Source organism: Paenibacillus cymbidii, from assembly GCF_004764705.1.
Classification (GTDB): domain Bacteria; phylum Bacillota; class Bacilli; order Paenibacillales; family NBRC-103111; genus Paenibacillus_AN; species Paenibacillus_AN cymbidii.
The window spans coordinates 62203-87929 of record NZ_SHLX01000024.1 but is presented as its reverse complement, the minus strand read 5'-3'; the positions used below and the strand labels follow the sequence as shown (position 1 = coordinate 87929).

At 50.8% G+C, this 25727-nt stretch carries 23 protein-coding genes and 1 tRNA gene; 10 read left to right on the top strand and 14 right to left on the bottom strand.

From position 1 onward, the window contains the following. Positions 1 to 311: 311 nt before the first annotated feature. From EXY20_RS27300 to EXY20_RS27280, 5 genes are all read right to left on the bottom strand, one after another. Entirely contained in the window at positions 312 to 1187 is an 876-nt protein-coding gene (locus EXY20_RS27300; RefSeq protein ID WP_135555302.1) for a sugar phosphate isomerase/epimerase family protein, read from the bottom strand. 3 nt (positions 1188 to 1190) lie between these two features. Further along, positions 1191 to 2249, bottom strand: a complete 1059-nt coding sequence (locus EXY20_RS27295) for a Gfo/Idh/MocA family protein (RefSeq protein ID WP_135555301.1) — start codon at positions 2247 to 2249, stop codon at positions 1191 to 1193. An 82-nt stretch (positions 2250 to 2331) separates the two neighbouring features. Further along, on the bottom strand, positions 2332 to 3270 hold the full coding sequence (locus EXY20_RS27290) for an AraC family transcriptional regulator (RefSeq protein WP_135555300.1): 939 nt from the start codon (positions 3268 to 3270) through the stop codon (positions 2332 to 2334). A gap of 23 nt (positions 3271 to 3293) precedes the next feature. Then, a complete protein-coding gene (locus EXY20_RS27285; protein ID WP_135555299.1) occupies positions 3294 to 4115 on the bottom strand; it encodes a phytanoyl-CoA dioxygenase family protein in 822 nt (273 codons plus the stop codon). Between the two features lie 81 nt (positions 4116 to 4196). Then, entirely contained in the window at positions 4197 to 5111 is a 915-nt protein-coding gene (locus EXY20_RS27280; RefSeq protein ID WP_135555298.1) for an AraC family transcriptional regulator, read from the bottom strand. Between the two features lie 198 nt (positions 5112 to 5309). On the opposite strand from EXY20_RS27280, the gene EXY20_RS27275 reads away from it, so the two are divergent. The 5 genes from EXY20_RS27275 (at position 5310) to EXY20_RS27255 (ending at position 9532) form a co-directional block, all read left to right on the top strand. Beyond that, positions 5310 to 5750, top strand: coding sequence for a DUF2269 family protein (locus tag EXY20_RS27275; protein WP_135555297.1), 441 nt, complete (start codon positions 5310 to 5312; stop codon positions 5748 to 5750). A 50-nt stretch (positions 5751 to 5800) separates the two neighbouring features. After that, positions 5801 to 6553: an SDR family oxidoreductase gene (locus tag EXY20_RS27270; RefSeq protein ID WP_135555296.1), complete on the top strand. Its 753-nt coding sequence runs from the start codon at positions 5801 to 5803 to the stop codon at positions 6551 to 6553. 144 nt (positions 6554 to 6697) lie between these two features. Continuing rightward, entirely contained in the window at positions 6698 to 8749 is a 2052-nt protein-coding gene (locus EXY20_RS40505) for a LuxR C-terminal-related transcriptional regulator (protein WP_328592600.1), read from the top strand. Positions 8750 to 8877: 128 nt separating this feature from the next. Continuing rightward, positions 8878 to 9333 carry a hypothetical protein gene (locus tag EXY20_RS27260; RefSeq protein WP_135555295.1) on the top strand — a complete coding sequence of 152 codons (456 nt, stop codon included), beginning with the start codon at positions 8878 to 8880 and terminating at the stop codon, positions 9331 to 9333. Continuing rightward, a complete protein-coding gene (locus EXY20_RS27255; protein ID WP_135555294.1) occupies positions 9326 to 9532 on the top strand; it encodes a helix-turn-helix transcriptional regulator in 207 nt (68 codons plus the stop codon). Before EXY20_RS27260 ends, EXY20_RS27255 begins: the two co-directional genes overlap by 8 nt. A gap of 622 nt (positions 9533 to 10154) precedes the next feature. Here EXY20_RS27255 and EXY20_RS27250 read toward each other — a convergent pair. The 4 genes from EXY20_RS27250 to EXY20_RS27235 form a co-directional block, all read right to left on the bottom strand. Beyond that, positions 10155 to 11885: an ABC transporter ATP-binding protein gene (locus EXY20_RS27250; protein ID WP_135555293.1), complete on the bottom strand. Its 1731-nt coding sequence runs from the start codon at positions 11883 to 11885 to the stop codon at positions 10155 to 10157. Positions 11886 to 11909: 24 nt separating this feature from the next. Next, a complete protein-coding gene (locus EXY20_RS27245; protein WP_135555292.1) occupies positions 11910 to 13709 on the bottom strand; it encodes an ABC transporter ATP-binding protein in 1800 nt (599 codons plus the stop codon). 273 nt (positions 13710 to 13982) lie between these two features. Beyond that, on the bottom strand, positions 13983 to 14552 hold the full coding sequence (locus tag EXY20_RS27240) for a dihydrofolate reductase family protein (protein WP_135555291.1): 570 nt from the start codon (positions 14550 to 14552) through the stop codon (positions 13983 to 13985). A 594-nt stretch (positions 14553 to 15146) separates the two neighbouring features. After that, positions 15147 to 16034 carry an AraC family transcriptional regulator gene (locus tag EXY20_RS27235; RefSeq protein ID WP_135555290.1) on the bottom strand — a complete coding sequence of 296 codons (888 nt, stop codon included), beginning with the start codon at positions 16032 to 16034 and terminating at the stop codon, positions 15147 to 15149. 219 nt (positions 16035 to 16253) lie between these two features. Between EXY20_RS27235 and EXY20_RS27230 the strand changes: the two genes are divergently transcribed. From EXY20_RS27230 to EXY20_RS27220, 3 genes are read left to right on the top strand one after another with little or no spacing between them, the layout of a single operon-like run. Next, positions 16254 to 16724, top strand: a complete 471-nt coding sequence (locus EXY20_RS27230) for a GyrI-like domain-containing protein (protein WP_135555289.1) — start codon at positions 16254 to 16256, stop codon at positions 16722 to 16724. A 16-nt stretch (positions 16725 to 16740) separates the two neighbouring features. Continuing rightward, positions 16741 to 17457: a hypothetical protein gene (locus EXY20_RS27225; RefSeq protein ID WP_135555288.1), complete on the top strand. Its 717-nt coding sequence runs from the start codon at positions 16741 to 16743 to the stop codon at positions 17455 to 17457. 46 nt (positions 17458 to 17503) lie between these two features. After that, positions 17504 to 18475 carry a phosphotransferase family protein gene (locus tag EXY20_RS27220; RefSeq protein ID WP_135555287.1) on the top strand — a complete coding sequence of 324 codons (972 nt, stop codon included), beginning with the start codon at positions 17504 to 17506 and terminating at the stop codon, positions 18473 to 18475. Positions 18476 to 19007: 532 nt separating this feature from the next. Here the strand turns inward: EXY20_RS27220 and EXY20_RS27215 are convergent. Next, positions 19008 to 19080, bottom strand: a tRNA-Ala gene (locus EXY20_RS27215). Positions 19081 to 19230: 150 nt separating this feature from the next. Here EXY20_RS27215 and EXY20_RS27210 point away from each other — a divergent pair. Both EXY20_RS27210 and EXY20_RS27205 read left to right on the top strand, forming a co-directional pair. After that, positions 19231 to 19869: a GGDEF domain-containing protein gene (locus EXY20_RS27210; protein ID WP_135555286.1), complete on the top strand. Its 639-nt coding sequence runs from the start codon at positions 19231 to 19233 to the stop codon at positions 19867 to 19869. 119 nt (positions 19870 to 19988) lie between these two features. Then, positions 19989 to 20654, top strand: coding sequence for an MgtC/SapB family protein (locus EXY20_RS27205; protein ID WP_135555285.1), 666 nt, complete (start codon positions 19989 to 19991; stop codon positions 20652 to 20654). 286 nt (positions 20655 to 20940) lie between these two features. Here EXY20_RS27205 and EXY20_RS27200 read toward each other — a convergent pair whose 3' ends face one another. The 4 genes from EXY20_RS27200 to EXY20_RS27185 form a co-directional block, all read right to left on the bottom strand. After that, entirely contained in the window at positions 20941 to 22032 is a 1092-nt protein-coding gene (locus EXY20_RS27200; protein WP_207671345.1) for a sialidase family protein, read from the bottom strand. Between the two features lie 50 nt (positions 22033 to 22082). Next, positions 22083 to 22973 carry a carbohydrate ABC transporter permease gene (locus EXY20_RS27195; RefSeq protein ID WP_135555284.1) on the bottom strand — a complete coding sequence of 297 codons (891 nt, stop codon included), beginning with the start codon at positions 22971 to 22973 and terminating at the stop codon, positions 22083 to 22085. A gap of 10 nt (positions 22974 to 22983) precedes the next feature. Next, on the bottom strand, positions 22984 to 23886 hold the full coding sequence (locus EXY20_RS27190; protein ID WP_235886216.1) for an ABC transporter permease: 903 nt from the start codon (positions 23884 to 23886) through the stop codon (positions 22984 to 22986). 114 nt (positions 23887 to 24000) lie between these two features. Then, positions 24001 to 25572, bottom strand: coding sequence for an extracellular solute-binding protein (locus tag EXY20_RS27185; RefSeq protein ID WP_167859554.1), 1572 nt, complete (start codon positions 25570 to 25572; stop codon positions 24001 to 24003). Between the last annotated feature and the right edge of the window lie 155 nt (positions 25573 to 25727).

Genomic DNA, 25727 nt, shown 5'->3' with positions numbered 1-25727 from the left:
GTGATAATATAAGGACTCCCTGACGTTCCTGCCCCAACACCCGAAAACGCATACACGTTATTATTTCCGCCAAGCAGCACGGCCAATATGGTGCATGTAACCATAACGAACAGTAGAACCCACCATTTCCGATTCGATAAAACTTCCATAATCCTCCTCCAAGCAACAAAAATAGATAGTTGATTTCATATAACCACATAATGAAGCAAATTTCTATCCTGCATTGGAAGGAATTGTGCAATTGGATAAAAAACAAAAAACCTTGATCGCTCAAGGTTCTCGTATTTATCCGCTTTGTCTGCCGTCTACCATTAACGGTACTGTTTAATAAACGCAACAGCCCGTCGAATGTCAACCTCCGGACGATCGCCCACTTCACGCTCGATGGTCAGATATCCCTTATACCCGATGTCGGACAATGCGGCAAAATAGCGGTCAAAGTCCACGCCGCCCTCGCCTAGCGGCACTTCACGGAATGCTTCCCCTTCGGCAGCCATGACGGCAATCTCGTCATGCGACATGCCCTGATGACCGAGGAATCCGTATACGGCAATCGGATCGACGAAATTGCGCAGCTTAAGGCCGTCCTTGACATGCGTGTGTACGATATAATCCCGGAGCGTGTAAACGCCTTTTACCGGATCGTCTCCTGTCACCATGACAAAGTTGGCCGGATCGAAATTGACGGCAACCCCTTTGGAGCTGAGCTTGTCCAGAAAAGATTTGAGATGTGCTGCCGTTTCAGGACCCGTCTCGATGGCAAAATGGGCATTCATGCTTGCCGCATAACGGGCCAGCTCCTCGGACGCATCCAGAATCGACGTATACACGGGATGCGATTCATCGGGCACGATCCCGACATGCGTCGTAACGACGTTCGTGCCGAGTTCGACCGCGAGGTCGAGAATTCGTTTTGATTTCTCTACTTTCCGCGGATTTTGCGCAGCGTCCTGAAAACCGTGGCCGCCCAGATCGCCGCACAAGGCGGAAATTTCCAGCCCAAGCGAATCGATATACGCTTTCAGTTCCTTGCGCGCAGCCGGCGACAGGTTGTCCGGATCCATCTCGCCGCTGACCGCATAAATTTGTACGCCTTCCGCTCCGACTTCCGCCGCCTTCTTCAATCCATCGCGCACGCCGATGCCGAAGCTGTCCACGATAACGCCAATTTTGTTCGTCAGTTTCATGATTTAATATTGAACCTCCCGACCAAGCTTCGCCGACTCGTAAATGCCGCACAATATTTTCATCATTTCCACCCCGTCTTCAACCGGACTGAGCGTCTGCGTTCTGCCGAAGCAGGTGTTGACGAAATGATTGATTTCATTGCCGAAGCCCGATTTAAAATCAAAGGATAGGCTGTCCACTTGAGGATGGACGTTCAGAATCGTATCGTGTTTTTCCGTAACCAGCAGCAGCTCCGGTTCCAGCTCTACGCCGCCTTTTTCCCCATACACTTTGACGGTAATCTCGTCCTGCTTGGCATGCAGCGTGAAACTGACATCCACCAGAAGCGACGCCCCGTTCTCGAACCGGATCAAGGCATTGGCCAAATCCTCGACGTCATTTTTGTTCGGGTCGTAATCCGACGATTTGTAATAGGAAAGGTTCTGTATATTCGAGCGGTTGCCAAGCTTCTTGTAGGTGTTGCCGCTGACCGATTTTACTTTCGGACGGCCCATCAGATACCAGCACAAGTCGATGACATGCACCCCAAGATCGATCAACGGCCCTCCGCCGGAACGCTCCATGTCCGAAAACCAGCCGCCGGGGTTGCCGATTTTGCGCAGGCAGGACGCCTTGGCATAATAGATTTCCCCCATGTCGCCGGCTTCGATAAACTGATTGACAATCTTCGTATTGTTGCCGTAACGGCGGACGAATCCGACCTGCAGCACACGGTCGCTTGCCCGAACAGCCTGCTCTACTTCCAACGCTTCCTCGATCGTCATGCAGAGCGGCTTCTCCACGAGCACATGTTTGCCTGCTTTTATCGCCGCGATGCTGATCGGAGCATGACCATTGTTCCACGTGCATATGCTCACCGCATCCAGTTCGGGATCCGCCAGCATCTTGTTGTAATCCGTATAAATCCGGCTAATCCCGTATTTCTCCGCTTTTTTGGCGGCCCTTTCTTCGTTCAGATCGCAGCATGCGTACAGCTCCACTTCCGGATTTGCCGCATAAGAGCTCATATGAATGTCCGAGATGCCCCCCGTACCGATAATGCCTACTTTTAATGTGGCCATTATTGTTCCCTCCCTGTCCGTATCGCCGAACTCCTTTGCAATCGTATCAGGAAGGGCGGCACGAAGTCTTTGGCCCTATCGGTTAATCTGTTGTTCCTTTTTTGCGATTGTTTACGAGCTGTTGATATTCACTAGGGGAGATTCCGTAGCTTTTGCGGAACGCCTTGCTGAAACTGTGAATGGACAAATAACCGAGTTTTTCGGATATTTGCGTGATGGTGTAGCTGGAATCCTTCAGCCACTCCACCGCTTTCTCAAACCGTTTGCGATTGTAATACTGCTTGATGGCCAAGCCGGTTTTTTGCGAAAAAAGATGCGACAGATGCGAGTAGCTGTATCCGAGCTCTTCCTCCAATTGAGGCAGCTTGATCATGTTTCCTTTTTCCAGATTGATGTCAATGAAGTGAATCATATCATAGATGACGGAGTTGTTTTCATCCGCGTTGTTGATCCGGGAATACTGCTTCTCCCAGCTTTCAAAAAAATTGCGGTACGTGAGAAGAATAATTTGATAAATATACGTTTTGATCAGCAGGTCCGAATATTCCTTCAGATGAATCAGCTCATTAAATATGCCGAGAAACGCCGACTCAATCCCGAATCGATCCCGGACTACGGGAATCCGCACTTGATCGAACATGCGCTGTATGTGGGTCAGGTTGTTGTAATCGCCTTTGGTTGTGTCGAAGCCGAATCCAATATAATAATACCGGAACGGGTCGTTCTCATCCGCCTCGCCATCATGATGCTCGCCAGGCAAATTAAGATACAGGTCTCCGGCTTTGACGGGATAGCGGGATTCGTTGCTGCGATAATAGCCGCTGCCGGAAGTAATGTAGCTGATTTCATAGCAAACTTGAATATGATCGCCGATGGAGAACCCGGCATCGCAGCTCAAATCGCCCACCTGGTACAACAGGACGGAATCGTACACTTGCGGATCATTCATATACAAATGGTCAAAATGAAATTTGGCCTTCTCCCGCAAGCGCGGTTTCCCGAATTCCTTCTTGTCGCCCATCGTTACTGGCCCCTCGAGAACGGTTATTTTTCCTCATAAAGCAGCGGCAGTCCATCTCCGACGAATCGTTCGCCGTCTTTGGGCTGAAACAATCTTACATTCATATGATGATCGTTGATCGTGCCGGCTTTATAACGCGCTTCGCCCGACATCAAATGGATGGCCATCGATCTGCGCGGCCGATCCGTTGTATTCGCTCCGCTGCCGTGAATCGTCAGCGCATGATGAAAGCTTACTTGCCCCGCCTTCATTTCGATTGGAACCGGTTTAAACAATCCGCCCAACGATTCCTTTAATCCTCTCTCTTGTTGCTCGATATTTTGCTCGTAAAAGTCGTTCACCTTCATTAACCCCTGTTTATGGCTGCCCGGAACAACCTGCATGCACCCGTTGGCTGCCGATACATCGTCAAAAGCAACCCAAGCCGTCACTAAAGCAGGCTCGGCCACGCACTGCCAATACGAATAATCCTGATGCCATCCAACGTTTGCCTTGACCCTCGTCGTGCCCGTTCCCGGCTTGTACAACAACTGATCGTGCCATAGCCGCGTGCTTTTCGTATTCAGCAGCTTCGCGGCAAGTCGACCGATTAACGGATCAACGGCCAACTCGCGAAGGGTATAATCGGCCCAATGGCAATTGTCCGTTTGCCTGAGACCGGGTGTATCCTTCCAGGCTTTCCACGGAGCCCTGCCGGTTTCAAATTCCCCGTTGTATACGTTGTCCATGTGCCGGTTAAGCAAGGTCAAACGTTCATCGTCGATGATTTTTGGCGAGATCCAGTAGCCGTTTTCGTTAAAGAACGCCATATCGTGATCGGAGGGCAACCAATCATAATCCACCATTTACAACACCTCATTATATTTTTGATGGCTTCATTGTAAATGATCGACAATCCGCTGTCTTTCCCGATCTGACGCAACAATTTAAACATTTGAATCATCTTTTACGTTTGCTTTGTCACGAACAAACTTGCGAAACCCGGCAGGCGACATTTTCGCCCCCTTTTTAAAAAACATGCTGAAGTTATGAATCGTGTTGAACCCCATTCTTTCCGCAATTTCGGTAACGGAATCATTGGTTTCCCGCAAGTAATATTTGGCCCGGTCCATATAGAGCGCACGAATATAGTCGCTGATGGAAATGCCGAGCGTCGTTTTGAATAACCGGTTTAAATGGGAGCGGCTCAGATGTACGGCAGCGCATAAACCGTCAGCGTTATGCCTGATGTTTACTTCCAGATGAAGCCGTTCAAGTGTGCGCCTGACCGCCGGATGAAGAATGGCCGATGACGATTTGCCCTGCTCGACCGCACGGGAGTAATTTCTCAAGACGGTAATCAGCAGCTGAATCAACAGACTTTGAGCCATACGCATGCTCTGCTTCTGCACGCTTCGAATTTCTTCCATGATATTATCGAACATCCGTTTCAGCGTTCCCGTTCGATCCTCGACTACCCGATGATTCCCGATGTCAATGTAATCCAGCTCCAGATTTTTCATTTGATCCAGTTTAAAGCCCAAATAGTACATCTTGAAGGAATCGATTCCCGAAGCCGCGCCATAATGGACTTCCCCGATTTTGGAAAGAAACAGATCCCCTTCCTTCACGTTATAAAAATGGCTGTTGTTATAAAACCACCCTTGCCCCTTCACAATGTAACACAATTCAAAATGAGGATGAAAATGAGGAGGGGTATACCACTTTTTTTGCTCGGCAACCCCAACATAAAGCAGGCTGTCAAAAAGCATGCCGAATGGCACTTCATAACAAAATTCATCCGGTATTTCCATAAGCCGCGTCAACGTGGGCGTTGCATATTCGGGTGCCTGATTAATCAAAGTTACCCCTCCCTGCAAGTTCCTCTCGCTCTCTGTTCATATACTGCAGATCGCCCCGGAAAGTTCCGCCGCCGCAAGACGGAAGCCCTGCCGGACCCGAATACTATACGATCGTATAATATCGGAGCGGCGTCCCCCCATGATACATTGAATCTCGTAAATGAAAGGGAACCAACGAAACAACAAGGAGGTGTTGGAATGGGCTGGCTGGTAACGATTCATGTGCTGTCGGCGGTGCTGGGCATCGGACCGACGTATTTCGGTCATATTTTGCTTCGCAAAAACCAGAGCCGGGAACAATTGCTGGATTCGCTGGCGTTGTTCGGGCGGCTGAATTACTTTCCCAAAATCGGCGGTACACTTGCAGTGGTTTCGGGAATTCTGCTCGTTGCGTTGTCCGACTGGCAGTTTTCGGAGTTGTGGATTCTCGCTTCCCTGGGGTTGTACGTAGTCATCCAGATCATGGTGGTGGGCGTACTGGGGCGAATGATGAACCGGCTTGCGCAATCGCTGAGTGCGGTTTCGAACGTGGTGCAGGCCGACAGCCTGACGCTTCTCTCCCAAGCGAACCGGGTGTACTACACCGTTTCCGCTCTGGGCTTGGTATTGATTCTGCTGATGGTCGTCAAGCCGGCGTGAGGCTTCCATCTGGCAAGTAACCGCGGCATAAACCTTTAGGAGGAATACTCATGAAACGCTTAGAGGGCAAAATCGCTTTCGTATCGGGCGGGGGCCGCGGAATCGGCGCTGCAGCCGCAATAGAACTGGCCCGGCTCGGAGCCAAGGTGGCGGTCAATTATGTCCGCCAGAAGGAGACCGCTCAGGCTGTCGTGGACCGCATTCGACAAGCCGGAGGAGAAGCGGCGCTCGCGCAAGCGGACGTGCGGGATCCCGAGCAGGTCCATGCAGCGCTTGCTCCCATTCGGGCAGCCTGGGGGGAGATCGATATTCTGGTGAGCAATGCGCATATGTCCTTTGTCGTGAAGCCCGTTCTGGCCATGCAATGGGAGGAACTGGCGCAAAAACTGCAGGATGAGATGAAAGCCGCGTTTACGTTGACCCAAGCCATCCTGCCGGCCATGATCGAGCAGCGTTACGGTCGTTTGATCTACATCTCCAGCAATGCGTCCGAAGCGCCGGTTCCCTATATGGCGGCCCATGGTTCGGCCAAGGCGGCGCTGGACGCCTTCGTCAAATATGTGGCGCAGGAGATTGCTCCGCATGGAGTGACCGCGAACCTGGTTTCCCCCGGACTGGTGGAAACGGAAGCTTCCAGCGTAACGCCGGAAGCGTACAAGCTCCAGCTTGCCGCCATGACGCCGCTGCAGCGGGTGGGACTGCCGGAGGATATTTCCGGCGCGATCGCGCTGTACGCCAGCGAAGAAAGCCGGTTTATGACCGGAACCCGTCTGCAAGTAAACGGCGGGGTTCGGATGGATTAGACTTTCAGCCTCGAAAAAAAAGCCCACTTTGTGGGCTTTTTTGGCGTTCCCGCACCGCCAAGCCGCTTAAGCGCGGGCGGAAAAAGGACTTCGGCAAAGGAGCGGCGAATCGCTATAGAATCACGATCAAAGGGAATGGAAACAATGCCGAACGACAAGGACGGATTCACCGGCGCCTGGAACAACGGGCGGGATTCGATAAACCGGATCGAGCTGAGAGAAGATCAATATATCGCGGGCCGCGGCGAACCGTTATCCCGTTTTCGCCGGTTTTTGACCGAAGGAGCGGCTGGCCAAACGGTATGGAGCTTGTACGGCACGGCCGGAATAGGAAAAAGTTTTCTGCTGGACGCCTTCCGCCGCTTGGCCGACCGGGCAGGCGCATGTTTGCTTCAGGTAGACAGCCGCGATTTTAACCATAAAGGGGATTTGCTGCTGCGACAGTTGCAGGGGCTTATGCCGGACGAACCGCAACCGCGCTCTGATTCGCCCGACGCCTGTTTCGCCCGGTTGGAGCGATTGGCCGCGCAAGGCCGGGTGGCGATCGCGCTGGATACGTATGAGGAGATGGGCAGCCTCGACGGCTGGATTCGAGAGCGGTTCATACCGAACCTGCCGGACGGCGTTCTGTTGATTTTGGCGGGACGCTACCGGTTGAAGGACAAATGGATTTTATCTCCGGCGCTGCGGGAACGAATTTTGTTTATGCCGCTAGAGCAGTTGTCCGGCTCGGAGAGCGCCTCCTATCTGCGGCAATGCGGGCTGGACGACGAAGAGCGGATCGAAGCCGTTTGCCGCAGAACCGGCGGCCATCCGCTGGCACTGGCGCTGGCGTCGGTCGTACGTCCGCAAGAGCATTGGGCCGGCAAGTCCGGGGACTGGTCGGAGTGGTTCGAGCAGTTGGCCGCTGCCTGGCTGCGGGAAGTGCCGGATGCCGCACTCCGGGAAGTGGTCGAGACGGCGGGCGTGTTGCTGCATCTTAACCGGGAAGTGCTGCAGGCGGTAATAGGCCGGGACCTGGACGACGGGACATTCGGGCAACTCGTCTCCTTGTCCTTCGTCCGGAAGACGGAGCGCGGCTGGATGCTCCACGATCTGATGCGGATGGCGACCCGCAAGCAGCTGGAGGAACGGACGCCGGCTCATTTCGAACGCCTGCGCAGCCGCGCGGCGCTCTATTATGCGGCGCGGATCCGCAAAGCCGCTCCTTACCGGAGCACGGAATGGGAAGTCGGGGAGCTGTTTTATTTCACGGGAATTCCGCTCATACGCTCATTAATTCAATCTTATTCCCGCGGCCGGTACACGTGGGAGCCGGTGACGCTTGCCAATTTGGGCGAAGGCGAAGCATACATGCACAAACGGCTGGAAGAGGCTACTCCGCTATCGTTATCGGGGATGGACCCCGAGACGGAAGAGCACTTTGACGAGTACGTGAGCAAAGAAGAGATGACCATGACCATCAAGCACCTGGAGCTGCGCACCTGGGTCGAGCTTGATCCGCAGTCGGCGATGCTGCTGCGTACGGCAGAAGGGGAAGCGATCGGACTTGCCGTGATCGTTCCGATCCATCGGGGGACGTTGCCGGCCTTGAGCCGCGATCCGTTCGCCGGCCCTTATTTGCACTCCCTGTCGCCTTCGGAGCGCCGGCAGTTGGAAACCGAACCGCCCGGACAGGCGGGATGGTTCATCCGGACCATCGACTACGCCGATTGGAAAAACCAGGACATGGTGCTTGAGGCGATGTTTCTGATGTTTTCGTATATGTGCTCGGGCGGGTTGTTTTTCGCTTCGCCGCCTCCGTTGGAATTTTTCCACATGTCGCATCTGAATCTCGGCTTTCAGCCGGCCGCGGGAGTCGTTCATCAACATTATGACGGCAAAACGCCTACCCCCACCTTTGTCCTCGATACGAGAGGAGAAAAGCTGGAGTCGTTCCTCCGCTTTTTGCTGAAACGCGGCGGTCTTCCGTATGAGCTTGACTGGTGGTCCGGACCGGGCAGCAATCTGACGGAGCGGGAACGGGAAGTGGTCGCTCTCGTGTTTGAAGGGATGACGAATGGGGAAATCGCCAAAACGTTGTTCATCAGTGAAATCACGGTAAAGAAACATGTCAGCGCCATCTACGGCAAACTTTCGGTGAAAAGCCGCAGCCAGCTGATCAAACTGTTCTCCGGCAAACCTCGCATCGGGTGATCGTGAAATGCCGCAGCAAGCTCGTGTTCCTTTGGAATGCGGGCTTTGTTTCGATTTGGAACTTGTCCTTGTAACATCAAGGTGATATTATGAGTAGTATAGGTTACATAGATGAGGAGGAGATCCATTTGGCATCTGAAGTAACACAGTTGGAAACGAACAGATCCACTTTCATTAAAAGAGCTCTGATTGGTTTTGCAATCTGGCAGTTGACTTATTTGATTCGATATCTTCATATAGACACCGACAAATTAATCACAGGCATGATTGCCATTATTTCAGTGATTGGCGGGATTGTTTGGGCGTACTACCTCGTGAAAATTGTCCTGTTGTCGTTTCGCATGCAGAAGAAGCCCCCTTTGGCCATTTCATTAAATAATGAGTATTATCGAATGATTCGGCTAAAAAGCTTTACGATTGGCTTTTGGGCTATTTTGGTGTCGGTTGGGATTTTATTTACGCTCAGCCTGTATGTTGCTTTAAATATCCCGCTTGTTTTGCACCTGTTGCTCGTCGTTGGTGTCATTTCTCCCCTGGCAAGTTACTTGGTCCTTGACAAAGATGAGGTTGCAGGCGATGAGTGAAGATGTTCTGGAAAATACGATCAAGGTGCAACGAGCCAAAATGAATTTGACGCAAGAACAGTTGGCGGATTTGATTGGGGTCACCAGAAAGACGGTCAACACGATCGAAAATGGCAAGTTCATCCCGAGTACCGTGTTGGCCATCAAGATGGCAAGAGTTTTTAATCTTCCCGTCGAGGAATTGTTTCTTCTGAAATAAGAAAAACCGTCAGTGCAGATCACCTTGACGGTTTTGGGGATCGGTCGGCGATACCCGGATCCTGTTGTGGTGGAACAAACGGCGCGACTGCTCCCGCCGTTCGCGAGGGCCGGGAATTTGATCGTTTCTCCATCCCAACCCCCGCTCTCCGCTCCCGCCCTCTCGCCCTGCGTTTATCCATCTCGAAGCGGCCAGGCCGATGCAAGCGACCGGCCTCGTGGGTTTTGCCGATCGCAAAGCAGACACGTTGCACGACGCGCGGCATTCTCTCCTCTGCCCGCTAACCAATTGGCTTTCGTGCCGCTCCGATCAAACGTCTTACATAATAGACCATGTTTTATTGCCTATTTCGCCATAAACGGGCAGTCCACACGAAATGCCGATTTGAAGATGATCTGGGGCAAATAGGCCATGTTTTCACGGGCTATTTCCGACGAGCTGTGTGAAATGGGGCAAATAAGCCATTTTTCATTGGCTATTTTGGTTGCCGAGCCATAAATCGGGCCATAAGGAGCCGCTCGCCGGATATGATTCTTGCAGCAGCGCGAGTACGTTCGTAACACGCAAGTAGCGGAGCGGAAGGTGATAAAAAAGTCGACCCTCTTGGATCGACTTTTTTTATTTATGAAGCCTCCGCTTCCTCAAGCTGGGCATAGACGAGCGACTTGTATTTTCCATCCAGCCGCAACAGTTCCTCATGGGTTCCCATTTCAGCCACTTGGCCCTGCTCCAATACATAGATGATATCTGCATTCTCTACCGTTGAGAGACGATGGGCGATAATAATCGTTGTTTTCCCTTGGCGAATCGCATCCAGGTTCGCCTGCACCTTCCGCTCCGTCTCCAGATCCAACGAGGATGAGGCTTCATCAAGAATGAGCACCTCCGGATCGTCGATGATTGCCCTCACCATTGCCAGCCGCTGACGTTGACCGCCGGATAGCGTTATTCCGCGTTCGCCAAGCACCGTGTCAAATCTGTCGGGAAGGCTGGAAATAATCTCATCGGCCGCACACCGTTTACAGTATTCCATCAACTGCTCATCCGAAATATGATCACGGCCCAGCAATAAATTGTGGCGGATCGTATCCGCGAATAAGTAAGGCTCCTGAAATACAACGGATACTCTGGACGTCCATTCATCCAATGAAATGCTTTGCAAGGAAGCCCCATTCACCCGGATGGTACCGTCTGTCGGACTGAAAAACCGCAGCAACAGCTGCGCAATCGTCGACTTGCCTCCGCCGCTCGCCCCAACGAGTGCAATTTTTTTGCCTGTGGGAAACGATAGACTCATCCCTTTCAGTACATCCGGACGATCCTCCGCATACGAGAAGCGTACTTGATCCAAGGCAAGCTCAACAATCGGTCCGGACAGCTTGCCTGACCCCGTATTCGTGTATTCCCCGTCCAGGACTTCCTTCAGCCGCTCTCCATAAGCGGTCTGCTGTGAGATTGCGGACACCGTTTCCAGCAGACGCTGCATGGAGTCCATCGCCTGATTCGTAAACTGAAACACAACGACGAAAACCCCTACGGACATCGTGCCGTTCAACACCTGATAGCCGCCAACTCCAAATACTAACAAACGTGCCCCCCAGCGAATCGGCTCGCTGCGAAACATCTGCTTGTTGATCCATTTCGATTCATGGACAGCAGCATCAAAATAGTTTTGAAATAACTCCTTATATTTTTTGTACTCCCATGCTTGGCGGTGATAGGCGACCACTTCGCGAGTCGCAGAGATTCCTTCTTCTATTAAAATAACCAGATTGGATTGTTTGGCAGCAACATCTTTACTGATTTCCTTCAGCTTCGGTGCAAAAAAACGGCCAATCAAGTAATAGGCAGCACCCAAAATCAGCAAGATAACCAGCAGGATCGGACTAGCCCAAGCGATATAACCAAGCAGCAAAAGAATGGATACAGCCCCCTGAACCGCAATTGGCATTTCCCGTGCTATCGCATTGGCGAAAAGCATAACGTCATGGGATAAATGGTTCACATATTTGGCAACGCGCTCCTTCTGAAAGCTGGTGAACGGAATGGAGCGATGCAAATAATGCAGAAATTGCTGGGCGAATACTTTTTCGAGCTTGCAACGATTATTATGGAACACCATGGGCCCCGCTACGTTCAACATGCTGTTTAAAATATAAGCTGCTGCGAAAATGGCAATCACCCAGGTCAACAAGCCGAATTGTCCCTGGATGAAAACATCGTCGACGAGCACCTGTTGGATCACAACCGTTGCCAGGTTCGTAATCACTTGCAGGCCTAACAAAAGAAATGACAATATAAACATCCACTTGAATTTCATCACATGTGGAACGACCCATCTTATTAACTGCATAGTTCCTCCCCTGAATCAGTAATTCTATGCACTCTGATTTCCAACAAGCCTTGCGAATGCGCCATCCTGCCGCAGCAATTGCTCATACGTTCCACACTCGATGATTTTCCCATTCTCAAGGACAGCAATACGATCATAATCTTGAACGGTGGAAAGCCGATGTGCGACGGTCAATGTCGTTCGGCCGACGAGCAGCCGTTCGAACGATTGCTGTACTTCGAGCTCGCTGATGCGATCCAGCGCAGAGGTCGCTTCATCCAGCAAAATAATTTTTGGATTCTTCAGCAGCATTCGAGCAATGGCAATGCGCTGCCGCTGTCCACCCGACAGCTTCACGCCTCTTTCCCCCACGACGGTTTCATACCCTTGAGGCAACGTCATAATAAACTCATGTGCGGCGGCTTGCTTCGCTGCGCGAATCATTTCTTCATCTGACGCCTCCGGCTTGCCGAACAAAATATTTTCACGTACGGTTGAACCGAATAAATACGTCTCTTGGAACACGTAACCGATCTCCTCGTGCAGCTGACCCAGGGATAACTCCCGTATGGGCACACCGTCCAGCTCAATGATGCCCCCGGTAGGATCATAGAAGCGGCAGGCAAGCTTCAGCATCGTAGATTTTCCACCGCCGCTTACTCCAACAATGGCAACCCGTTCACCCGGTTTCACATGCAGGTCAAGCCCCTCTACAACCGGACTGCCGCCCGGATAATGGAAGCTCACATTACGAAAGCGCAGCTCGCCCTTGATTTCCGGCAAATGCACAAGCTGCGCCGCTTCCTCCACATCAGGCTTCACCAGCATAAAATCATGCAGTTTCTTCACCTGGAACATATTCGTCCGCTGATTGATCAACACATCAATTAACACCGTGACATTCATGATTCCGAAGAAAAAGTAAAGGATAAAGGCGACAAACCCGCCGACCGTCAAGGTTCCCGCTTGAATAAATACAGCGCCCAAATAGAAGACGCCTATTGCACCGATAAAATAGGAAACATTCGCTACAATTCCGCGGCTATATGAGAAGAAGAGCATTCTCGTCCAAGTCCAATGCATCGTCGATTGAGACTCGCTATGACGCTTCCGGTCCCATTCATCGGAACCGCTCGCACGCAGTTCATAAACAGCGGAAACGCTTTCATACGATTTTTTATTGAACTCATTCCGTAATTTTCCGAAGTTTCGTCCATAGAAGAAAGTGCGGTTTGTAATCGCAGGCGAGCATATCATCGCAAGCAGAGTCGCAGGTACAAGCATCAACGACAATCGCCAATCGATCCATACCATAAAAGCAATATTCGCCACAAGCAGCAAGCCTCGCTCTACCAATACAGGCAATTGCCAGCGGAATACGGCTGTTGCCGCACCCAGCTCATTGTTCATGAGAGACAGCATCGAGCCTACCGTATTTCGTTCATAATACGACACGCCAAGCTTACGCAAATGGTTGAACACATCGATCTGCATATCCTTCGAAGCGTTCTCCGAAACAATCCGCTCCAATTTCGTTCGCAAGGCTCTTGCTGCAAGTACAATAACTACCACTACGACCAGCAAGCCGATCATTTGATAAAACTGGTTGAAATTCCGAGACGGCAGCAACTTGTCAATCGTGTACTGGGTAGCCTTCGGAATGATCAGATCTCCCCCGGCTCTTATTAATCCGGTCGCAATAACAACAGACACCAACCACAGATACGGCTTCAAATACCCCAGTGCCCACAAATAAACAGGAAAAAGCTCTTTAGAGGATGATGCATTCTCTTTAGGAATTCTCGACGCCCCCATTTCAATGTTTAACTTGGAATGTTTGTACATATTATAGGGGGTGATTATGGAATAATCTACAATAAACTTCGCTATAAAAATACTTTCACTTTTCCCCTCTCGCCTGATGCTATTGCACGGAACTTCTTGGCAAATAAAACGCCCCGATATCCCTTCACTGAAAGGATATCGGGGCGTTCTTGCGTTCGCCGCGGCGAATCAGTCTATCTTTCCTAGCGCTTGCAGTGACCTTATAAAACAAAGCCATCCGGCATCGGGAGCCGCACCAGCAGAGCCGGCGCGGGCACTCGAACCTCTCCGCGGTTATTTCTCCAACTCGTAGCGGGCCGCGATGATGCCCGACTTGAACGTTCGGCTGGACAGCAGCTTGAGCTTGATTTTTTCGCCGCCGCCGTCGAATACCGATTTGCCGCTGCCAAGGACGACCGGACAAATCGTCAGCAGGAATTCGTCGATCAGACCGAGCTCAAGCAGCGTCTTTGCCGCACCCGGGCTGCCGAAAATGACGAGATTTTTGCCGGGTTGTTCTTTGAGCGCCTTGATTTCCTCTGCGATATTGTCCTTGATCAGCACCGTATTGTTCCATTCCGCCTTGTCCATCGTACTGGAAATGACGATCTTCTTCACATTCTGCACCCATTTGGCATGCTCCAAACCGTGCTTCGACGCATTCGGATCGTCCAGCACCGTGGGCCAGTAGCCCTCCATCAATTGATACGTTGTGCGTCCGTAAACAGGAGAGCCGACTTCGGCTACGACCTCCTCGGCGTATTTCTCGATTTCCTCGTTGTACGGAATCCAACCCAGTCCTCCGTTCGAATCGGACGCATACCCATCCAGCGACACGTGCATGAACAATACCAGTTTCCTCATATTCGATTCTCCTCCGATTTCGAATGTATTTGGCCGATCTTTCGGCCGGTGGCTCGTCTTTTATCCTGCCGTTATGTTCACTATAAATCATGACGTTACGTTAGGTTCAAGTGGAAAATTAATTTTTTTAGAAGCTTGTCACACAAAATAGGATAGCAGAAGTATTGAAAGAACAAAAAATATCCATTTCACCTGCCATGCAACCGCCCAAGTATCCGTTCTAACGACAATAGACCGTTCTTTTCCGCCATCTGCGCTCTATGAAGGTGACGAATGACGGTCAGTTGGCAACCTCTCATAATGCCGAAGATCGCCTTGCTCACCACTTCATAGTGATCCGCAGCTTCGCCTAACAGACGAATGGTCTCACCATCTTCGAAAGCTCCCGCTGCTCCTTGCCCGATAGGCTGCTTACGCAGAAAAAACGCTGCATAGCCTCGCAGCGCGCCAACATTTCGGATTGTTGCCGCATGCCCGGCCGGATCGACGTCCCCCTTCTCCCAAGCTTGAATCGAAACGTCGAGTACGGAATTTCCATCTCGGTCAATGTGTCAATCGCATAGAACAGCGATGCGCTCTCCCGAAGTAGTTAGATTAACTGCTTTGCGTAGCGGATTCCTTTTTTTCTACAGGGATCCAAATTTCGCTTTTATAGTTTGGACCAATAGAATTTCTATCTGTAAATAAAATCTCAGGTCCTTCTGCAAGTTGATAATTTGATGAGGGAAACCATTCAGCATAAATTTGTCCCCATACTTCCTGTATGTCGGCGGGAATTCCAAATACAGTGAAAATGGCCCAAGTAGAGGCTGCCACATGCAGAGAATCCAGATCTAACAAATCATTTTTTGTTGTAGCTGTACCAATCAGATGATCAAGTTCGGCCTTTTCCTCATTTTCTCTTTCCCAAATATTAAATGAAGCACTATACCCTCCAAGAGGTTCAACATTGGCAAGCGATTTCAGCTTGGAATAAACGTCACCTGTTATTTTCGTCAACATTTCTGTGATAGCAGGATTTTCGCCTTTATAGACGAGAGGGATTCTTTCTTTGATACCTGCGATTGTAAATGCTTCTTTATTTTCAATTCGATAATTTAATTCGCTTCCTCCTGAAATCGTTAATTGGAAAGTCATACGCGGAAAAGATTTCAAAGATTTCCCGGATTTATTAACCTCGGAAGGGTTAATACCATGCAATTGATAAAAAGCTTTCGCGAATGAATCTGGTGAATGATAGCCATATTTGACTGCAACGTCAATAACTTTCCTGGGTTGACTCATTAATTCTAAACCAGCCATGGTCAACCTTCTTCTTCTAACATATTCAAGCAATGTAATCCCCGCTAAATAGGAAAACATTTTTTTGAAGTGAAATTCCGAACAACGAGCTATTTTTGCTACTTCAGCCATATCCAGATCATTTTCAAGGCTCTTCTCTATATACGCTAAAGCATCATTCATATTCTTCAACAAATCCATCTCTTCCACATCCCATCTTTGATTATCATATCGTTTATCAAAGAAGTGTTCCCGACAATTCGCAGCAAATATTTAACGGGTCGTTGTTCTAAACTCATTTTAATGCTGCGAGTCCGACAAAAACAATATCAGCTTTGTCGGGAACATTGATGCCGAACTTGCTATTCTTAGTTTAAGAAGTGAGCTTCATAAACACAAAACTAGGAAAGGTTGAAACTAATGAACTTCCGATTTGTGAGTAGGGAATCCTTCAAATTTATTGGTATAAAAGAGACTTCGTCAATACATAAAAATGGTGTCTTTGTTCCGGATATTGATCAAACAAGATATATGGATATGCAAACATTTTTTGTGCAAGTATCCAAGGAAAAAGTAGATGAAATCCTGCTTGTTGCAATCTACCATACAGACGATCAAGTCGATTGTTATATCGGGTTTGAAACAATGGCAGAATGTCCTTATTCACTTATAGAGTTAATAATAGCTAAGCAGATGTGGGTAGTGTTTGAATTATCTTCAATATCGCCGCGTTCATTGTATAACACCTGGAATTATTTATTTTCAGAATGGTTTTCTGCAAATGGATATGAGCTTGTGGAAAATGCTCAGTTTTTCCGAGTTATCCAAGTGAATGCCCTATACGAGCTATGGGTTCCAATCGCAAGAAGTAAAACTTCATCGGTATTGTAAGGGGAGATAGGAAACGGTGATTTTTAAATATGAAATGGAGAAAGCGGATTATAGAGATTTTGCAAATGGCAGGGTGCTGCATAATGCTCCGAAAACAACGGCATTTCCTGTCAGGTTAGGTAAGGAAATTATGTCTAGATGTTTAGCTCAATTGAGAAACAATAAAAACTTAACTCTGTATGACCCCTGTTGTGGCGGTGCACATCTATTAACGTTTATCGGCTTTCTTTACGGGGAACACATTGCTGCAATCTATGGATCTGATATTGATGAGCAGGTCCTTGAATATGCAAAACGAAACTTAAACCTTTTAACTGAGGAAGGTCTTCTTGCAAGAAAGGAACAACTTCAAAGGGATTATAATCTTTATCATAAAGAATCTCATCTGCATGCCTTGGAAAGTGTTGAACGTCTTGGAAGGTTAAATCAAACAGCCGCAATACAACTGCAATGTTTTCCCTTTAATATTGCAGGCGTTACACGCCCCCTAATTAATAACGTCAATATTATCATGACAGACTTACCTTATGGGAATATTGCCTATTGGAAGGGATCTAATGACAATCCAATACATCAAATGCTGCAAAATATTCATCCATTATTGGACATAAACAATTCGATCGTTGCCATCGTCTGCGATAAAAAACAACTAGTGATGCATGAAGGTTTTAAAAAAATACATGCTGTAAATCATGGTAAGCGGAAGATAACATTTTTGAAGCCATACACCTGATTCGTTAAATACGTTCCCCTGCCCTTATAAAAATAACGGGAATCATATGAAACCAAGAGCCATTAAATCAAAAGAAAAGGATGAGAAATTAATGACGGTATACGAAAAACCAACATTTGAAACTTCGGAAGTGGAAACTGCGCTCAGTAAATATTTTGGTTCGAATGTGACTGGGGTAACGCCACTAGAAGGGGGTAATCTAAGCGCAGTATTCTCCTTCGCGGTTTTGGATAAGGAATACGTTATTAAGTTTAGCGAGTTAGCAGGAAGTTTTGAAACAGAAAGATTTATCTCTAGTCTATTAACATCACAGGGAATTCCGTTTCCTTTCAGTCACGGACTGGGTCACTATAAATCATGTCACTATCTCATTTCCGAAAAGATCAGCGGATTCCATCTGGCAAACTGTTCTCCTGAACAACAACGCCAATTGATTCCGGAGGTCATTCAACTTCTCACTAAAATGAACCACATTGAGGTAGGCAATACACACGGGTACGGATACATTAATTCGAGCGGGAATGGCACGTACAATTCTTGGAGGGAACATGTAATGGCCAGCAATGCAGAGGATCAGACGGGGACTTTCTGGGATGGGTGGTATAGCTTATTCAAAACTTCTTGTCTGGAGAAAGATGTGTTCGATGAATGTTATAACCGATTATTGGACTATTCCAGCTATAATGAACCGCATCGGCATTTTATTCACGGTGATTTTCATCAGTTTAATATTCTATCCGATGGTCAGCATATTACGGGGATTATCGATACTAATAGTAAATATGGTGATTTTCTTGTCGACCTTGCAACATTAGACTGGCACTTACGGAAACTTGATGTGATCCGAGCTTACCAGAATTTTCAGCAGCAGATTGGTATTTCCATTCCTAATTTTAAGGAAAGAATACTTGGTGCAAAATATTACAATGGATTGATCGGATTACGCTTTTACGCGAAGATGGGATGGAATAATGCCTATTTCGGACTTAGAGAAGAGCTTTTGAGTCTGACCAATTAATACTCTTATCATCATCACGACGATCAAGTTTATTGTTAGTTTCCTTGTAACGCCGTGCTCCTCCGCTTCGCTTCGTCCGCCCGGACGAACCCCGGGGTTCGCTCCCCGATTCCGCACAAAAAGAAATAGCCACCCAAGGTGGCTATTTCTTTTATGGAGCCTAGGGGGATGTATGAATCTCGATTTAACTTGCTGACGAAGCATTCTCGACGATGACTACCTTAGCGGTAAATTCAGACGCCGTACTCCTCCGCTTCGCTTCGTCCGCCCTGACGACCCCCGGGGTTCGCTCCCCGATTCCGCATAAAGAGAAATAGCCACCCAAGGTGGCTATTTCTTTTTATGGAGCCTAGGGGGATGTATGAATCTCGATTTAACTTGCTGACGAAGCATTCTCGACGATGACTACCTTAGCGGTAGATTCAGACGCCGTGCTCCTCCGCTTCGCTTCGTCCGCCCGGACGAACCCCGGGGTTCGCTCCCCGATTCCGCATAAAGAGAAATAGCCACCCAAGGTGGCTATTTCTTTTTATGGAGCCTAGGGGGATCGAACCCCTGACCTCATCGCTGCCAGCGATGCGCTCTCCCAGCTGAGCTAAGGCCCCGAAGCGAACAGGATTTATCATAGCACGGACCTGCAATGCTTGTCAACGCGCAAGATCAAATCTTTTTCAAGCACGGCAATTGACATTCATATATATTAAATATAATTTAAATATATACATATATATAATTATATATAAGGATGTGATAGTGTGACAAAACGAGTGGACAGTTTGACCGGTTTACAGAACAATGAGGAGTTCGAGCAGGATTTGAAAGCGGCGATCGCCAAGGAAGACGCGGTAGGTCTCGCATCGCTCGATGTCGACCACTTCGACGTCGTGAATGAACAGTTCGGCCACGAAACCGGTGACGTGGTATTAAAGGCGATAGCGGAATCGATTAAAGCCGCAGGCGTCGGACAAGCCTACCGGATTTCCGGCGATGAATATGCGATTCTGCTGCCCGGCGCAAGTCTGGAGCAGGCATTTCTGAAAATGGAATCGCTTCGCGCCGCGGTGCATGCCAATCAATCCGCATACGGCCTGCCCGCCGATGCCGGCAAAGAAATTACTGTTACAATCGGCGTCGCCCAATACCCCCGCGATGCCAAAGAAGCGTCCGCGCTCAGACGCGCCGCCGACGCAGCACTCGCATCCGCCAAGGAAAGCGGTCGCAACCTTGTCGCGCTTCCGCCAAGCGAAGACATGATTATGAAATCGTGTTATTACCCCGCAAGCATGATTCGCAGCCTGAAGTCCCTCGCCGACAAGTCGAAGAAAAAGGAGTCCCACTTGCTGCGGGAAGCGCTCGGCGACTTGATCCGCAAGTACGATCGCATCGCAGAATAAGGCGAACACGGCACCGACGTCAAATAACGAATGGCCCGCTCCATTGCCTATACCTCCCGGCCATTTTATGGTATAACAATAAAACCGGCCAATCTTTCCGGATGGGAGTGTGATGGCTCATGCAATTCGAATATTTGCTTCGCATCCTCGCAGCGGGACTGTGCGGTGCGCTGATCGGCTTCGAGCGGAAAAATCGGATGAAGGAAGCGGGTATCCGCACGCATTTTATTGTCGCTGTCGGCGCGGCGCTCATGATGGTCATATCGAAATACGGCTTTCAAGATCAGATCGGCTGGAACAACCTGACGCTCGACCCGTCGCGGATTGCCGCACAAGTAGTCAGCGGGGTTGGTTTCCTCGGGGCCGGGATGATTTTTATGCAGCGCCATACGATCAAAGGGCTGACAACCGCCGCAGGCATGTGGACGACAGCCGGCATCGGCATGATCATCGGCACCGGCCTTTACATTGTCGGGCTCGGCGTAACGGCGATCATTCTGATCGCGCAGAAGGTGCTGCACAGCCAGATTAGCTGGCTGGCCTCGCCGAAGACGGAGCAGATCACGATTCGGATGATCGACGAGCCCGGCGCCATGGATCGAGTCCAAACGCTGCTCGCCGGCAAACAAGTCGCAATTCTCAGCTTCCAGGCCGAAAAGAAGCCCGGGAATCCGCCGGAAATCGAGCTCGACCTCGTCGTGAAGCTTCCGGCCAGCGATTCGATCGGCCAACTGATGCCGCTCATCCAAGAACTGCCGGCAGTCCATGCCGCCCGGCTTCACTAAGCAATCTCCACGAAGATGCGGAACAAACCGGCAGCTCCGGCCACAATCAAAATAAGCCTTGTTTGACTGGCTATTTCGCCAAAAAGGGCCGGCCACAAGGAAATAGCCAGCGATTTCGCTGGCTATTTGGCTGATATGCCCGATTTTAGGGCTGCTCGGCTGGAATAGCCAGTGTTTTCACTGGCTATTTTTGATAAACCAAGTAAAAAGGAGCGAATAGGCCATTTTTTATGGCTTATTTTCCGTCCGCATCCGCGTCCGCGTAAAGACTCCGCCAACCCGCCGCTCAGCCACTAATGTCAGCCAACGAAATTTTGCGCATTTTCAGCCGAGTCAGGCAAATGCCGTCGTCCGCCTCGCCCGCGCAGTAGGCAAGCAGCACGGCGTCGGAAGTAAAATGAATCGCCGTATAACAGTAGCCGCCGCCATCCGCCTCGCTTTGCACGGTGAAGATCGATTCCCACGTTTGCCCTTCGTCCTTGCTGATAGCGACGACTAGCGGCGTACGCCCCCAGGAATGTTTGCCGATCACCCGGGTCTGGTAGTTCGGAATCGGGTTCCATACGGCCAGCAAATGGCCGCTCCCCGGCATCCGCTTCATCGACAGCGGCGAATTCGGCGAGCTGAACAGCGACGGCGCAGCCGGCGTCCACGTCTCCCCGCCGTCGAACGAACGCATCTCGTATTGCCAGCCCATGTCCGTCCGCGCCCAAGCCCAAAGCGAGCCGTTCGCCAGCTCGATCAAGCCCGGCTCCTGCAGCCCGCTCTTCGAATGCGGGGCATTCAGCGCGCTGAAATTGCGCGCTTCCCGCCACGTGCGGCCGTCGTCGTCGGACAGGAAGAAGTAGACGACGCCCCTGCCGTCGAACGAACTCCAGTCGCGCGTGCTCTCCCCGCGCATCCGGTGCAGTGCGGTCGGCACGATCAGCCGGCCGCTCGACAGCCGCACGACACGGTCGTTGTTCGTCACGTAATAACCGATGCCCGGCACGCAGCACACCGCTTCGCTCCAAGTCTTCCCTTCGTCGGACGAGCGGCGCAGATGCAGCCGGGTATCGTGCCAGCCATAACGAAAACCGTAGAACAAGCCGATATCGCCGTTCAGCATCCGCATCAGCGACACGCTCATCACATTAAGCGCGCCGTGCTCCTCCGGCGTGGCGATGATGCGGTCGTCCGACCACGTTTCCCCGTCGTCTAAGGAAACGCGCGCCGCAATGCTCGCAATCGCGTCGTCGTTGTGATCCGTGCCGGTAAACCGGCTGTATACGAACAGCAAGCTGCCGTCCCGCAGTTCGATAAACGCGCCTTCGCTGTTGCGCGGATTGCCTTCCGCCGGACGCAGGTCCAGCACGACTGTTCCTTTGTTATTCGTCACTTGCAATCGCTTCCCTTCCACTCTGTATATTGGCTCGTGCCAAGCCAGGATCAACCTTTGATCGAACCGGTCAGCACGCCTTTGACAAAATGCTTTTGCAGAAACGGATACACGCAAAGGATCGGCAGCGTCGTGATGATAATCATCGCGCCTTTCAGCGATTGCGGCGTCGGTTTGCTCTCGAAATGCGCCATCACTTCGGCGTTCAGGTCCTGGCTCGTCATCGTCAGCACGATGCGCCGCATCAGTACCTGCACCGGCATCAAGTTCTGGTTGTTGATGTAGATCGTCGCATCGAACCAGGCGTTCCAGTGTCCAACCGCATAGAACAGCCCGATCGTTGCCATCGTCGGCAGGCTTAGCGGCACAATGATACGAACCAGAATGCGCCACGGAGATGCCCCGTCTATGGTCGCCGACTCCTCCAGACTTTCCGGAATTTGCGAAAAGAACCCCTTCATAATGATAAGGTACCACGCATTAATTAGCGACGGCACGATCATAACCCAGAACGTATCGGTCAAATGCATAAATTTCATCAGCAAATAGTTCGGAACGAGCCCGCCGCTGAACAGCATCGTGATAAAGACGAGCGTGATGAACACATTGCGGCCCGGCAGCGACTTGCGCGAAATCGCAAACGCCATCATCGCCGTAAACAACAAGTTGAAAAAGGTGCCTACCGTCACCCGCAGCAGGGTAATGCCGTAGGCGTGATAAAGCTGCGAACCGTTGGAAAGCAGCGCCCGATAAGACGTCACATCGAGCCGGTGCGGGAACAGGATAAAGCTGCCCCGCTCGATCAGCTCGCTTTCGCTGACGAGCGAAGTCGAAATGACCACCAGAAAAGGCAAAACGAACAATAACGACAACACGGTCAGCAACGCGACGTTAACCGCCTGAAACGCCGTTTCCCCGCCGCTTGGTTTCATCCCGGCCATCAACGATCACCTACCATATTCCTTCTTGGCCGAACTTGCGAGCCAAATAATTGGTGCCGAGCACGAGTACGGCGGCGATGACCGACTTGAACAGCCCGACTGCGGCTGCGAACGAATACTGCACTTCGACAAGCCCTTTCCGATACACGTACGTGTCGATAATGTCGGCCACCCCGTATACGGGCGGAGAGTACAGCAGAAAAATTTGTTCAAATCCGGCGTCCATCACATGGCCGATCGCCAAAATAAACATGATGACCACAATCGGACTGATGCCGGGCAAGGTGATATGCCATATTTGCTTGAGCTTGCCCGCCCCGTCCACCTTGGCCGCTTCGTACAACTGCTGATCGACGCCGGCGATCGCCGCGAGGTAAATGATGCTGCTCCACCCCATCTCCTTCCAGATGCCGGAGCCGACGAGCACCGAACGGAAAAACCGCGTATCGGACAAAAACAGCACCGGTTCGAATCCCAATTTCTGCAGCACCCCGTTGACGAACCCGCCGTCGGTGCTGAGCAGCGTCGTGACGAGGCCGGCAAGAACAACCATCGAGATGAAATGGGGCAAATACGAGATCGTCTGCACCGTCCGTTTAAACGCGACCACCCGAACTTCGTTGATCAGCAGAGCGAGAATGATCGGCGCCGGGAATCCGAACAGCAGCCGGTAACCGCTGATCGTCAGCGTATTGACCATGATGTTTGTAAAATAGTACGATTCGGTAAAATTGCGGAAATGCTTCAGCCCGACCCACTCCGCGGAAAAAATGCCCTTCAGTCCGTCGAACGGCGCGATATCCTTAAACGCGATGATGATGCCGTACATCGGACCGTAATGAAAGATCAGAAAATAAAGCAGCCCGGGGACCAGGAGAAAATAATACAGCTTCTGCCTTTTGATTCTGCTCAACGTTTGCGCGCTCACTAGCATCCCCGCTTCCATTCGCCGTCATGGCGAACTGCCCTAGCAGGGCGTCCCGCTCCGCAAGGGCGTCCGCCGGCGCAGCGGCCGTGGACCGGCCTGCTACTTGACGCTGTTGTACTGCTCGGTCATCACCTGCGTCCAGTTGTCGACGCCTGTCTTGCTGAGCTCCTGCAGAAACTTGTCGTAATCCGCAATCGGTCTTGCGCCCATGACGAACTTGACGATTTCCTGCTCCATCATCCGGTTGATGTCATTCAAGGTCGGAATTTTATCGGCGATCGCCTTCTGATCGAATTTGTAATCGTAGTCGAGCAGCGCCGGCATTTTCATCCGCTTCGTGTTGGTGATGTAATCCTTGATGTAGTCGTTCGCCGGCTTCGAGGCCGGGTCGTTCAGCGAATGCTGCACGGTATAAGCGAACGAACTGCCGATTTGCAGATCGCCGAGGTAATCGCGGTTTAGCCGCTCGATGACATGATTCGCTTTGTCCACGTATTTCCAATGCTTGCCTTCGATGCCGTAGAACGCAAGGAAATAATTTTCGATATCGCTGTGCGCCCAGTTGATCAGCTCCATGGCGGCTTCGGCGTTTTTCGAGTTTTTGCTGATCATCGTGCCGCCCAGGCTGACACCGCCCGCAGAGGTGACATTGCCTTTGGGCCCCTGCAGATCGACGACGATATAGTTCGCATCCGGAGCGGTCTGTTTCAGCGCCGACACCTGGTTCAAAATCGTTGTGTACCAGATGGCCGCAGCACCGACCCGATTTTGTTTCGTCAGCTCGATTTCCTTGTCCTTGATCAGTGAGAACGCTTCCTTGTAGATGTAGCCCTTCTTGTACCAATCGGCCATGACGCCGATAAACTGCTTGTATCCCGGGTTGAACACGATCGGCTTCACTTTGCCGTCCGTATCGATCCAGTTTGCGTAGCCAATATCCATAAAGCCGGCGGCCAGCGCCATGTTCATGCCCTGCAAATTGTTCTGCACGTTGAAATCGGTCAGCAGCGGAATCGTTTGTCCGTTGCCGGCCGGATCTTTCTCCTTGAACACCTTCAGCACATTTTCGAAATCGTCAAACGTTTTTGGCACCGCAAGGCCGTATTTGTCGAGCCAATCCTTGCGTACGAGCACCGTATTGCCCGCAAGCGGCGGCAATTGCGGGACGCCCCAAATTTTTCCGTCCTTCGTCGATAGCCCTTTCCAGCCGGACTCCCATTCCGGCTTCCACAGCTTCTTCACGTTTGCGCCGTATTTGTCGAGCAAATCGTTGATCGGCATGACGGCGCCTTTGGCCTGGTGCGTGCTCATGTTGCCCATAAAAATATCAAGCGGTTCGTTCGAAGCAAGCAGCAGGTTCAGCTTGTCGGCTTCCGAGCCTTTCGGCGGAATGATCGCCTGCACCTCGATGCCCGACTTGGCGAGAATCGCTTGCCGTACTTCCTCGACCGCCTCCGGCTTGCTCGTATCTGTCGTCAGCTGCAGCGCTCCGGTGTTGGCATAAACGTAGACGACCTTCTTCGTTTTGGCCGTGGCCGCAGGCGTTGCCGCATTAGAGCTGGCCGAAGGCGACGAGGAAGATGAAGTTCCGGCGCTGTTGGACGAACAGGCGGCAAGCATGACCGCAGCTATCGCAACGATTGCGGCGGATGAAGCCCATTTTTTCGACAAATGATACCCCTCCCTGTTGAATCGTTCGGATGAAAGCCTTTCGGAGAAAGCCCGACTGCGGACAATCCTCCGCGTCCGTTCCCTTATGCCGGCCGGCCGGAGCGACGGATACATTCATTGTAGGAGGAAGCAGACGCGAACAAAATGGCACTTAT

Bases quoted from the DNA above. Each gene is read 5' to 3' on its own strand.
- EXY20_RS27300 (WP_135555302.1), bottom strand. From the start codon at position 1,187: ATGAAACTGACGAACAAAATTGGCGTTATCGTGGACAGCTTCGGCATC.
- EXY20_RS27295 (WP_135555301.1), bottom strand. From the start codon at position 2,249: ATGGCCACATTAAAAGTAGGCATTATCGGTACGGGGGGCATCTCGGAC.
- EXY20_RS27290 (WP_135555300.1), bottom strand. From the start codon at position 3,270: ATGGGCGACAAGAAGGAATTCGGGAAACCGCGCTTGCGGGAGAAGGCC.
- EXY20_RS27285 (WP_135555299.1), bottom strand. From the start codon at position 4,115: ATGGTGGATTATGATTGGTTGCCCTCCGATCACGATATGGCGTTCTTT.
- EXY20_RS27275 (WP_135555297.1), top strand. From the start codon at position 5,310: ATGGGCTGGCTGGTAACGATTCATGTGCTGTCGGCGGTGCTGGGCATC.
- EXY20_RS27270 (WP_135555296.1), top strand. From the start codon at position 5,801: ATGAAACGCTTAGAGGGCAAAATCGCTTTCGTATCGGGCGGGGGCCGC.
- EXY20_RS40505 (WP_328592600.1), top strand. From the start codon at position 6,698: ATGCCGAACGACAAGGACGGATTCACCGGCGCCTGGAACAACGGGCGG.
- EXY20_RS27255 (WP_135555294.1), top strand. From the start codon at position 9,326: ATGAGTGAAGATGTTCTGGAAAATACGATCAAGGTGCAACGAGCCAAA.
- EXY20_RS27250 (WP_135555293.1), bottom strand. From the start codon at position 11,885: ATGCAGTTAATAAGATGGGTCGTTCCACATGTGATGAAATTCAAGTGG.
- EXY20_RS27245 (WP_135555292.1), bottom strand. From the start codon at position 13,709: ATGTACAAACATTCCAAGTTAAACATTGAAATGGGGGCGTCGAGAATT.
- EXY20_RS27240 (WP_135555291.1), bottom strand. From the start codon at position 14,552: ATGAGGAAACTGGTATTGTTCATGCACGTGTCGCTGGATGGGTATGCG.
- EXY20_RS27235 (WP_135555290.1), bottom strand. From the start codon at position 16,034: ATGGATTTGTTGAAGAATATGAATGATGCTTTAGCGTATATAGAGAAG.
- EXY20_RS27230 (WP_135555289.1), top strand. From the start codon at position 16,254: ATGAACTTCCGATTTGTGAGTAGGGAATCCTTCAAATTTATTGGTATA.
- EXY20_RS27220 (WP_135555287.1), top strand. From the start codon at position 17,504: ATGAAACCAAGAGCCATTAAATCAAAAGAAAAGGATGAGAAATTAATG.
- EXY20_RS27205 (WP_135555285.1), top strand. From the start codon at position 19,989: ATGCAATTCGAATATTTGCTTCGCATCCTCGCAGCGGGACTGTGCGGT.
- EXY20_RS27195 (WP_135555284.1), bottom strand. From the start codon at position 22,973: ATGGCCGGGATGAAACCAAGCGGCGGGGAAACGGCGTTTCAGGCGGTT.